This window comes from Anaerostipes hadrus ATCC 29173 = JCM 17467, from assembly GCF_030296915.1.
GTDB lineage: Bacteria > Bacillota > Clostridia > Lachnospirales > Lachnospiraceae > Anaerostipes > Anaerostipes hadrus.
In genome coordinates this window covers 1,920,368-1,932,318 of the sequence record NZ_AP028031.1, presented here as the reverse complement: position 1 = coordinate 1,932,318, position 11,951 = coordinate 1,920,368, and the positions used below count along the sequence as shown (strand labels likewise).

10 protein-coding genes are annotated in these 11,951 nt (G+C 36.8%); all 10 read left to right on the top strand.

Annotated features, from left to right (window positions below; translation table 11 throughout):
* Positions 1 to 78 precede the first annotated feature (78 nt).
* The 10 genes from QUE18_RS09320 to QUE18_RS09275 all read left to right on the top strand — a co-directional run bounded on the left by QUE18_RS09320 (position 79) and on the right by QUE18_RS09275 (position 11,934).
* The gene (locus tag QUE18_RS09320) at positions 79 to 807 is read left to right on the top strand and encodes a phosphatase PAP2 family protein (RefSeq protein WP_009204384.1); all 729 of its coding nucleotides are present in this window, start codon (positions 79 to 81) and stop codon (positions 805 to 807) included.
* 5 nt (positions 808 to 812) lie between these two features.
* Positions 813 to 1,838 carry a lysylphosphatidylglycerol synthase transmembrane domain-containing protein gene (locus tag QUE18_RS09315; RefSeq protein WP_009204385.1) on the top strand — a complete coding sequence of 342 codons (1,026 nt, stop codon included), beginning with the start codon at positions 813 to 815 and terminating at the stop codon, positions 1,836 to 1,838.
* Between the two features lie 12 nt (positions 1,839 to 1,850).
* Complete coding sequence (locus QUE18_RS09310; RefSeq protein ID WP_008391894.1) at positions 1,851 to 2,462, top strand: CDP-alcohol phosphatidyltransferase family protein; 612 nt, start codon at positions 1,851 to 1,853, stop codon at positions 2,460 to 2,462.
* A gap of 19 nt (positions 2,463 to 2,481) precedes the next feature.
* Complete coding sequence (locus QUE18_RS09305) at positions 2,482 to 3,348, top strand: phosphatidylserine decarboxylase (RefSeq protein ID WP_009204386.1); 867 nt, start codon at positions 2,482 to 2,484, stop codon at positions 3,346 to 3,348.
* Positions 3,349 to 3,480: 132 nt separating this feature from the next.
* Positions 3,481 to 4,881 carry an alanine/glycine:cation symporter family protein gene (locus QUE18_RS09300; protein ID WP_009204387.1) on the top strand — a complete coding sequence of 467 codons (1,401 nt, stop codon included), beginning with the start codon at positions 3,481 to 3,483 and terminating at the stop codon, positions 4,879 to 4,881.
* Between the two features lie 115 nt (positions 4,882 to 4,996).
* Positions 4,997 to 6,292 carry an RNA polymerase factor sigma-54 gene (gene rpoN, locus QUE18_RS09295; protein WP_009204388.1) on the top strand — a complete coding sequence of 432 codons (1,296 nt, stop codon included), beginning with the start codon at positions 4,997 to 4,999 and terminating at the stop codon, positions 6,290 to 6,292.
* A gap of 158 nt (positions 6,293 to 6,450) precedes the next feature.
* Positions 6,451 to 7,161, top strand: coding sequence for a C39 family peptidase (locus QUE18_RS09290; RefSeq protein ID WP_022092007.1), 711 nt, complete (start codon positions 6,451 to 6,453; stop codon positions 7,159 to 7,161).
* 423 nt (positions 7,162 to 7,584) lie between these two features.
* The gene (licT, locus tag QUE18_RS09285) at positions 7,585 to 8,430 is read left to right on the top strand and encodes a BglG family transcription antiterminator LicT (RefSeq protein ID WP_009204390.1); all 846 of its coding nucleotides are present in this window, start codon (positions 7,585 to 7,587) and stop codon (positions 8,428 to 8,430) included.
* A gap of 141 nt (positions 8,431 to 8,571) precedes the next feature.
* A complete protein-coding gene (locus tag QUE18_RS09280) occupies positions 8,572 to 10,455 on the top strand; it encodes a beta-glucoside-specific PTS transporter subunit IIABC (protein WP_009204391.1) in 1,884 nt (627 codons plus the stop codon).
* A 21-nt stretch (positions 10,456 to 10,476) separates the two neighbouring features.
* Complete coding sequence (locus QUE18_RS09275; RefSeq protein ID WP_009204392.1) at positions 10,477 to 11,934, top strand: glycoside hydrolase family 1 protein; 1,458 nt, start codon at positions 10,477 to 10,479, stop codon at positions 11,932 to 11,934.
* The last annotated feature ends 17 nt before the right edge of the window (positions 11,935 to 11,951 follow it).

Genomic DNA, 11,951 nt, shown 5'->3' with positions numbered 1-11,951 from the left:
ATTGACATGATTCTTTGATATATGGAAGAACCATAAGAGAGAAAAGAAAGAGGATAGATCATTGGAAGGAGCAGACATATGAATCAGAAAAAAGATTATGTTCTGAGATGGATTCCGAAGTATTCTATCATTCCGCTGATTACAGCGTTAGTACTGAATACGTTGGTTTACAGTGGAACAATGGTGCTTTGTAAAGGATTATATCATCATGATTTTACAACAGCATTTGACCGGATGGTACCGGTGATCCCAGAATTTACAAGTATTTATTTGATATGTTATGTGTTTTGGGTTGTGAACTACATTATGACTGCGAGAATCAGTAGAGAACATATGTATAGATTTTTGACAGCAGATTATCTGTCAAGGATCGTATGTGGGATTTTCTTTGTCTTTTTGCCAACAACACTGGTAAGACCAGAGATCACAGGAACAGGATTTTGGGATCAGGCATTACGATTTGTGTATTCGATCGATCAATCGGCAAACTTATTTCCATCGATTCACTGTCTGGTAAGCTGGTTTTGTTATATTGGGATCAGGCATCAGAAGAAGATTCCAGTGTGGTATCAGAGATTTTCACTTGTTTTTGCAATTTTAGTCTGTATTTCCACGCAGGTAACCAAGCAGCATTATATCATAGATGTGTTTGGCGGGATCATTTTAAGTGAAGTTTGTTATCTGATCGGAAGAAAGACCAATTTGTATCAAGGACTCTGGAAGGTGTTTGAGAAGGTCAACCAACGAGTTGGTTTAGAGAGAAAATCTGTGAAATACAAAGGAAAATTATCGGAGATCAAAGGGTAGGAAAGATGAAGAATAAGAAAAAAGTCATCGGTAATACAGTCTTTTTCTTTGCATTATTTGGATTGACTGCATATGCCGTATTGAAAGGAAAGGAACTTTCTGAGCTGGCGGAAGTTCTAAAATCAGTAAAACCTGCATATTATATTGCGGGATTGGTTATGATCGTTGTGTTTGTGTGCTGCGAGTCGTATATTATTTATCGCATGCTACGGCTGCTTCATTACAATGATGTGCCGAAGAGAAATTGCGTCAAATATTCGTTTGTAGGTTTCTTTTTCAGTTGTATTACACCGTCTGCAACTGGCGGACAGCCAATGCAGCTTTACTACATGAACCGCGATAAAGTTGACATATCCGTGGGAACCGTCATTTTGATGATCGTTACCATTTTATATAAATTTGTTCTGGTATTTTTAGGAGCACTGATCTTTTTATTCCGTCATTTTCTTGTGGCAGAATATATTGGGAAGGCAGCATTCTTCTTTTACCTTGGAATGGCATTGAATGTGTTTTGTGTTGCGTTCATGCTGATTCTTGTATTTGAGCCAACGTTAGCATCCAAAATCGTGCTGTGGCTGTTTCAGAAATTAGAAAAGTTCCATATTTTAAAGAAAAAAGAAGAACGTCTTGAAAAACTTCAGAATTCTATGATCGAGTATCATAAAGCAGCAGCAATCATTCAAGGACATCGGATTTTTATTTTTCGGATGTTCGTTGTCACATTGATTCAGAGACTGATCCATTTTTCAATTACATATCTTGTATACAGAGCAATGGGACTTTCTGCATTAGGATTTATTGATGTAGTTGCTTTACAGAGTGTTATTTCAATTTCTGTGGATATGCTTCCGTTGCCAGGCGGAATGGGAATCAGTGAAGGCTTATTTTTAAATATCTTTAAGAAGATTTTTGTTGGCGGATTATTATATCCGGCAATGCTGTTAAGCCGAGGAATCAGTTATTATGCACTGGTATTGATCAGTGCAGTGATGACAGGAGTCGCACATGTTACGATAAAGCGTAAAGAATAGAGGGAAAAAGGTATGATAGGATTTTATAATGCATCTGTAATACTGACATATTTAGGAGTTGTCAGTGCAGTATTTGGAATGTCACAGGCATTCAATGGAAACTTTAAGATCGCAATTTTATGTTTGATGATCTCAGGATTAACAGATATGTATGATGGAACGATCGCAAAGATGATCAAGAGAAGTGAAGACGCCAAGAAGTTTGGAATCGAGATTGATTCTTTATGTGATCTTGTCTGTTTTGGAGTGTATCCGGTTGTGATCGGTTACTGCCTTGGAATGGACCAATGGTATGCAAGGATCATTTATATGTGTTATGTTTTAGGCGGAGTTATTCGTCTGGCATATTTTAATGTTACAGAAGAACAGCGTCAGGCACACAGCAGTTCCAGAAGAAAACATTATCAGGGACTGCCAATTACATCGGTTGCACTGATCATTCCGATCGTATATCAGCTTCGAAGATTCTTTCCAGAAGAATTTCCATACATATATGTTGCAATGTTAGCAGTGATCGCTTTCTTATTTGTATTTGATTTTAAAGTCTTTAAACCAGATAAGAAATGTATGCTTGCATTTGTAGTTATTGGAGCATTGATCGCAGTAAAGATGTTCTTACTGTAAGATGATAGGAGAATCGTAGATGAGATATGCCGATAGAGATGGGAATATTTACGAAGAAGAGAATGGGCAAGATCGTTTGCTTCATTGGATGTATACAACTATGGCAGGACGAGCCAGTCTAAAAATATTAATCAGACCTTGGGTATCCAAACTAGGGGGAGCTTTCTTAAGTTCTCCCATCTCCAAATGTCTGATCAAAGGATTTGTCAAGAATAATCATATTGATATGAGTGAATATGAGAAGAAAAATTACAAATCTTATAATGAATTCTTCTCAAGAAAGATCAAAGAAGGAAAACGTCCATTTCCGGAAGATAAAACAATCTTAGGAAGTCCTTGCGACTGTAAAGTAAGTGTGTATCCAATCGAAGAGAAGACATCTTTTGTTGTAAAGGATACAAGATATACGTTGGATTCATTGATCAGAAACCGCAAGATCGCAAGACATTTTCAGGGCGGTTATGCCGTGATCTTACGCCTGACAGTAGATGATTATCATAGATACTGCTATTTTGATGATGGAATTAAGAGTGAGAATCATAGGATTGATGGAGTTTATCATACCGTCAATCCGATCGCAAATGATCATGTGAAAATCTATAAAGAGAATACCAGAGAATATACATTGATGAAGACAAAACATTTTGGAGATGCACTCCAGATGGAAGTTGGAGCATTGATGGTTGGAAAGATTGTTAATCACGATGGAGCCGGATCTATGAGGCGCGGGATTGAGAAAGGATATTTTCAGTTTGGAGGTTCAACGATCATTTTATTATTAGAAAAGGATAAGGTTGAGATCAGAGAAGAACTGTTAGAACGTACCAAGAACCAGTGTGAGACAAAGATCAGGCAGGGTGAGATGATCGGGAAAGCATTGGTATGACCTTAAAATAAATATTGACAGAGTGGTCATATATGGCTATACTAAGCTCATAAGTTGAAGGAGCAACGAATTTTCGTTGCTCCTTTTTTGCATTTTAGAAATGAAAATAAGATCAGAGAGGAGAGATAGTATATGTTAAGTAAGATCATATCTGATGTGGATGCTTTTGTATGGGGACCAGTGATGCTAGTGCTTCTCGTGGGAACAGGAATCCTTTTAACAATTCGATGCAATTTCCTAACCTGGAGAAACCTTCCTTGGGCGATTATAAAGACATTAAGTAAAGAATCCAGAACAAAAAACAGAGGAGAGGGTGATGTATCACCATTTTCAGCATTGACAACAGCACTGGCGGCAACAATCGGAACTGGAAATATCGTAGGAGTAGCGACAGCAATGGTTTCAGGAGGTGCTGGAGCATTGGTGTGGATGTGGATTTCTGCATGTTTTGGATTATCATCTAAATTTTCAGAATGTATGTTGGCAATCAAATACAGAGAAGTCAATGAAAAGGGCGAGATGTCCGGTGGACCAATGTATACAATGAAAAAGGCACTCAAGAACAAAAAGCTTGGAGCCGTACTTGGATGGCTGTTTGCTTTATTTGCCGTGATCGCATCCTTTGGAATTGGAAATATGACACAGGGAAATTCAATTTCAACAGCAGTTCATGAGACATTTGGAGTATCGGTTAGTACTGTTGGAGCAGTGATCACTATTTTAGCCTTACTGATCATCATCGGTGGAATAAAAACGATATCAAAAGTATCTTCTGTCGTAGTTCCAGTGATGGCAATCTTTTATGTGATCGCAGGAGTCATCGTTATTCTTGGGAATATCAGTAATCTTCCAGCAGGACTTTCTATGATCTTTCATATGGCATTTAGTGTGAAAGCGGTTGGTGGGGCTCTTTGTGGAAATATCGTCGCATCTATGATGAATGCAGCACGTTACGGAGTTGCCAGAGGATGTTTTTCAAATGAAGCTGGAATGGGATCTGCAGCGATTACAGCGGCAGCAGCAACAACAGATCATCCGGTTCGGCAGGCATATATCAATATGACAGGAACTTTCTGGGATACGATCGTTGTCTGTACGATCACAGGTCTTGCGATCGCAAGCTCCGGAGTGCTCGGACAGATCGATCCGGCAACAGGAGAGATGTACATAGGTTCTGCATTAACGATTGCGGCATTTTCCACAGTTCTTGGAAAAGTTGGAGGATATCTGGTAACGATCGGAATTGCACTTTTTGCATTTTCCACAATTCTTGGATGGGAGTATCATGGAGAAAAGGCGTTTGAGTATCTGATGGGAACTCATAAGTTCAACATGATCTACCGAATTATCTTTTCTCTGGTAGCTTATGTCGGGGCAACACAGACATTGGAGCTTGTATGGAACTTCTCAGATATTGCAAATGCATTGATGGCAATCCCAAATCTGATCTGTATGCTGTTATTAAGCGGTGAGATCGCAAAAGATGTGAAAGAATTTCAGAAGACCATAGAAGAAGAGAAAGCGGGAAAATAGATATAAGATAACTTAGAAAAAGAGATCATCCAAGCAAAATCTCTTTTATTCAGAGTGAAAATAGATTATGATAAGATTAAGTACTTGATCAAAGAAAGTAATTGGAGGATGTAAAATGTCATATGAAATGAAGCTGGAACAAGGCTTGTCACAGCAATTAAATCAGTTTCAGGTACAATCATTAAAGATCTTATCGTTTGATAATTATGAACTTGAGAAGTTTTTGCAGGATGAATATGCAGAAAATCCATTGATGGAACATAAGGAATCTGGAAAGGAATTCTTTACATTGCATGGAAATGCAGGCGGATATCAGGATATTGAGCAAAGTGATATTGAAGATAAGAAAATCGAAGATCCCGAAGCCTTCTTTATGGAACAGTTAAATGCAAAAGATTATACAAAGAAAGAGTGGAATGTTATGAAATACATGGCACAATGCCTAGAGGAATCCGGGCTTTTGCTTGTTTCCACAAAAGAGATCAGTCACAAGCTTGGAATTGAAGAAAAAGATTGTGAAAGGCTTTTAGATCATCTCAAGCAATTAGAACCAGCAGGTGTATTTGCAGAAAGTGTATCGGAATGTCTCCTTCTTCAGCTTGAAAGAGAAGGAATATTAAATGATGACCTGCGATATATCGTAGAAAATCACCTGGAAGATATCGCAATGGGACATTTATCGACTGTTTCAAGAGCACTTGATATTAAGACATCACAGGTAAGAAAGTATATTTTTAAAATTCAAGAATTAAATCCAAGACCGTTAAGTGGATATACAGGGGGAACCGATCAGTATATCGTCCCAGACATTTTAATGGAAAAAGATGGAGAAGAACTAAAGATTCGTTTAAATGATGACTGGATCGGTGATTATTCAATCAATGATTATTATGTCAAAATGATGGAACAGGCAGAAGATTCTGAGCTAAAAGAATATTTCAGAAAGAAATATGAGAGATGTCGTTTTATCATTACAAGTATTGAACAAAGAAGAGAGACGATGCTTAAGATTTCAAATGCAATCCTAGATTGTCAGAGAGAATATTTTATGAACCATAAGCAGTTGAAACCAATGACTATGCAAAATATAGCAGATGATATTGAAATGCATGTATCAACGGTAAGTCGCGCAGTCAAAGGAAAGTATATTCAATATCCAGGTGGAACGATCGGAATGAGAGACATTTTTAATAATACACAGACATTTGGAGACCAAGATTCGACGACAGAAGAGATTAAGGAAGAAATCAGACGGCTTGTGAAAGAAGAAGATAAGAAAAAACCATTAAGTGACAGTAAGATCGTAAGTTTGTTAGAACAAAAGAATATGAAGATTTCAAGAAGAACCGTAGCAAAATATCGTGCACAGCTTGGAATTGCAGGAACGACACAGCGAAAAATTCATGAATAAATGCAGCGACATTTATCATCTTTTGGCAAAAAAATGAAAAAATGTAAACGAGATTTAATAAAAAATTAACAATTGAAACACTTGATTAACAAACTACCCTCTGTTATAATTAATAACTGATGTATTATGTCAAAAGCAGAAGTTATCTGGAGGGTACTATGAGATTGAACAAGATGACTGGCAGAGTGATCGCAACGATGGGGATCGCAGCAATGATGATGACACAGACAGCAGGGGTTATGGCTGCAGAGCAGACAGAGAACAAGCAATTAAAAGTTGTTTATTATAATCAGGCAGATTATCCGGGAAAGAAGATCGGCGGAAGTACGATTCAGGCAGCAGGATGCGGACCAACCGCAGTTGCTGTATGCTACAGTTCTTTAACTGGAAAGAAAGCTGATGTTCCAAAGATGTGCAAACAGGCATATAAACATGGATGGTATTACACAGGACAGGGATGTTCTCACAGCGTAGTTCCAGGATTATCCAAATTATACGGAATGGAGTGTAAAGGTCTCGGAATGGATAAAGATGCTGTAGAGAAAGCATTAAGAGCAGGACATCCGGTCGTGGCACTGATGGGGCCTGGAGATTTCACAAAGAATGGACATTTTGTTGTATTAACAAGAATGGTCGGCAAAGATAAAGTAAAGATTGCCGATGTAGGAAGCAGAGCCAGAACAGCTGAGACGTGGTCGCTTAAGAAAGTGATCCGACAAGGCAAAGAAGGTGCTAATGCAGGGGGACCATTCTGGGAGATCAGTGTGAAAGAAGAGAAGCAGGAAGAACCAGATTATAAACAAAAGATGTTAGATGGTCACAAAAACATAGATGCTGTGACAAATGCGATCGATAAGATTGCGGATTAGAATTAAAAATAAAATGTAAAAATTATGAAAAATACATAAAAATTCACAGATTCGTCATAATGCACAAAAAAAGTTTGTGAAATTAGAATAAATGACGAAAATAGAAAAAACAATGGACAAATAAAAAGTTACCTGATATTATAATAGCAGTAAGTTTGTTATTACGTAATGGTAAGCAAGACTGTTTATGACATAGGAAGAGAAGTATGTCTTAAGCAGTCTTTTTTTATATCATAGGAAATTCCGATGGAATCCCTTATGATATGAAAAAGCCCTCCGGGCAGGATCGCACTGCGGCGGAAGGGTAATATGTCGCAGAAGCGACCCGCCGTAGGCGGAGAATCCTGTAAATCAGGATTCTTTCTTGTACATTTATAGAGATACAAAAAATGATGAAAAACTTAGATAAAATTAGAGGAGAGGATGAACGTGAAAATAATCAGAGTTCTGAATACAAATGCTGTTGTCAGTGTAGATTCACAAGGAATGGAATTGATCATGACAGGTCCGGGAATTGGATTTAAAAAAAGAAAAGGTGAAAATATTGATCAGTCTCTGGTAGATAAGACATATCATCTAGAGAATAAAGAAGAAAGCAAGAGACTACAGGAAGTAGTAAAAGAGATTTCGGAAGAATACCTTGGAATTGCGGATCGTGTAGTAAAAGAGGCAAAAAAAGAAAAATTAGAAATAAGAGATTCCTTATATGTGACACTGACGGATCATATCAATTCAGCAGTCGCTCGTTATCGAGAAGGAATCGCATTAAAGAATATGATGAAAATCGATATTCGTAAGTTTTATCCAAAGGAATATCAGGTTGGTATGCATGCGATTGAATGGATTAAAGAACAGACAGGAGAGGATTTGGGAGATGATGAAGCTGCATTTATTGCAATGCATATCGTGTCTGCAGAATTAAATGCACAGAATATAACCTATGTGAATCAGATTACAGAGTTGATCAATACAGTCTTACAGATTGTAAGGATTCATTTTAAGATAGATTTAAATGAAGAATCTATTTCGTATGAGAGATTTTTAACACATTTAAAGTTTTTTGCGGCAAGAGTCTTTGACCATATGGAATATAAAGATACGATGCAAGAAATTTATAAAGTGATGGTAGAACAGAATGAAAATGCTTTTTCAGGAGTAAAAAAAATTGCAGAATATATTAAAAAGCAATATAACTATAAATTAACAATTGATGAACAATTATATTTATTAATTCATATCAAACGAATTTTAGATGAACAAACAAAATAATCATAGGTTTGTTATTATTAAGTTAAGCAAGACCTGACAATAGATGAAATAACCCCGGGAATTATTTTATCTATTGTCAGGTCTTTGTTATATAAAGAAAAATGAAAATTTTTAGATCCAGAAAAAAAGGAGGAAAACAAAATGGATTATGAAAATACAGCAAAAAAGATCCTTCAAAGAGTTGGAGGAAAAGATAATGTCATCAATCTGGTACATTGTATGACAAGACTTCGTTTCACATTAAAAGATGAATCCATCGTTGATGATGAAGCAGTAAAGAAAACAAAAGGTGTTATGGGAATCATGAAAAAGGGTGGACAATATCAGATCATTATTGGAAATGATGTTGGAAACGTATTTAACGAATTAAATAAACTTGGGAATTTTTCTAATGAAGTAAAAGAAGTACCAGCAAAATCGAATGAAAAGAAAAATATCTTTACAATGCTGATGGATACGATTTTAGGTATCATGGCACCTGTTATTCCAGCAATCATTGGTGCAGCTATGATCAAAGTATTGCTTACATTACTTCCTATGATCGGTGTGTTAAGCACAAATGGGCAAACATATCAGTTATTAAGTGTTATAGGAGATGGTGCGTTTTTCTTCATGCCAGTACTGATTGCAATTTCAGCATCCAAAAAGTTTGGAACAAATATGTATTATGCAGCAAGTATTGCACTGATCATGTTACATCCAAACTTGATCACACTGATGAATACAGCACATGATGCAGGACAGACTGTGAAATTTTTGAAATATATTCCGGTAACTTATGCATCCTATTCTTATTCGGTTATCCCAATCATTTTGGCAGTATATTCTCTAAGATATGTAGAACGTTTTGTAGATAAAATCACGCCAGTTGTCACAAAGAACTTCTTAAAACCAATGTTAGTTGTTTTAATTGAAGCACCGATTGCATTGATCATTCTTGGACCTTTAGGAGCTATTTGCGGTAATGGATTATCAACAGTAGTTTATGCAATTCATGATAAATTAGGATTTATTGCCATTGGTCTTGTGGCTGGCGTTTATCCATTCGTTGTTATGGCAGGTATGCATCATGCATTTACACCGATTAAATTAGGGATGATCGCAACAACAGGATATGAGAACTTTATCTGTATCGGAGAATTATGTTCTAATATGGCACAGGGTGCAGCCTCCCTTGCAGTTGCACTTCGAAGCAAAAACAAAGACTTTAAACAGATCGCAGGATCTTCTGCGTTTTCAGCATTATTTGCTGGTATCACAGAACCTGCACTTTATGGTGTAACACTTCGTTTAAAACGACCAATGTTAGGAGCATGTATTGGTGGTGCTGTTGGTGGATTAGTCGGTGGATTTTTCCAAATGAAATGTTTTGGAATTGCAACACCAGCAATCGTAACGATTGTTCAGTATGTAGAAAAAGGAAAACCACAGACATTATTATTTGCAGCACTCACAATTTTGGTCACAGTAGTTGTTACATTTGTTGCAACACTGATTATTGGCTTTGAAGATATTGTAGATGAAGATGATGATTTAGATTTTGTAGAAGAATCTAATGCACAGTTATTAGATAATGAGATCAGCATTACAAGTCCAGTTGAAGGGAAAGTGATTCCTTTAACAGAAGTGAAAGATCCAACATTTTCGCAAGAAATCTTAGGAAAAGGAGCAGCGATCATTCCTGAAAAAGGAGTTGTCTATGCACCATTTGACGGAAAAGTAGATGCTGTTTTTGAAACAGGACATGCATTAGGATTAGTAAGTGAAGATGGAGTAGAACTTTTGGTACATGTAGGAATCGATACAGTAAATTTAAAAGGAAAATATTTTACTCCAAAGAAAAAATCTGGAGATACAATGAAAAAAGGGGATATCTTACTAGAATTTGATATTGACAAGATTAAAGCAGATGGATACGATGTAACAACACCGATCATTATTTCCAATACAGAACAATTTGCAAAAGTTAAAGCATGTGAAGATAAAGTAGTAACAAAGGAAAGTAAATTATTAAGTGTACAGTAGCAGAAAGGAAGCGTAACATTTATGGAAGAAATGAAAGTTACAAAATTTCCAGAAGGATTTTTGTGGGGAAGTGCTTCAGCTGCCTATCAGATTGAAGGCGGCTGGAGAGAAGATGGAAAAGGGATCACAAACTGGGATCAATTTGTAAGGATTCCAGGAAAAACATATAAAGCGACAACCGGAGATGTTGCAGTTGACCATTATCATCGCTACAAAGAAGATATCGCGTTGATGGCGGAAATGGGATTAAAAACCTATCGTTTTTCTGTTTCATGGGCAAGAATCTATCCGGAAGGAAGAGGAGAGGTCAATCCCAAAGGAATTGAGTTTTATGAAAATATTATTGATGAATGTTTAAAATATGGGATTGAACCAATGGTGACAATCTACCATTGGGATCTTCCTCAGGCATTAGTGGATCTCTATGGAGGATGGGAATCTGAGGAGATCATTGAGGATTATGTAAATTATGCTAAGACTTTATTTAAGGCATATGGAAGTAAGGTAAAATACTGGATTACATTTAATGAACAAAATATTTTTACATCACTTGGATGGCTGACAGCACAGCATCCTCCAGGAAAGTTTGACGATCAGAAAACATTTTATCAAGTGAACCATCACGTCTTTATGGCACATGCAAAGGCTGTTTTGGCATATCGCGAGATAGGCGGAACAGGAAAGATTGGTGCAAGCTTTGCTTATACACCATCTTATGCACTTGATTGTAAACCTGAAAATGTTATGTCAAAACATGATTATGATGAGCTGAAGAATTTCTGGTGGATGGATGTTTATGCATATGGAAGATATCCCAAAGCAGCCATGAATTATTTAAGAAAAAAAGGATTTGCACCAGTTGTTACAAAAGACGATCAGAAAATTTTAAAGGCAGCAGCGGCAGAGATTGATTTTATGGGAGTTAATTATTATCAAAGTTGTGTATGCGAGTATAATCCGATGGATGGAGTAACACCATATGGTACAATGAATACAACAGGAGTGAAAGGTTCTGCGCAGGTACTTGGAGTTCCTGGAATTTATAAAAATCCAGGCAATCCATATTTGATGACAACAGACTGGGATTGGAGTATTGATCCAGTTGGGCTTCGCTATTGTTGTCGTGAGATCACAAGTCGTTATGATCTGCCAATCATCATTTCGGAAAATGGACTTGGAGCATTTGATAAGAAGACGGAAGATCATAAGATTCATGATGAATATCGAATTGATTATCTAAGAGAACATTTAAAAGAATTAGGAAAAGCCATCGAGGAAGGCTGTGAAGTGCTTGCATATTGTACATGGTCTTTTACCGATTTGTTAAGCTGGCTGAATGGATATCAAAAACGATATGGATTTGTGTATGTAGATCGCGAAGAAGAAGAGGGCGCTACATTAGATCGATATAAGAAAGATAGTTTTTATTGGTATCAAGATGTGATCAAACAGGATGGAGAGAATCTGTTTAAAGAATAAATAATTAGAAATTTTGG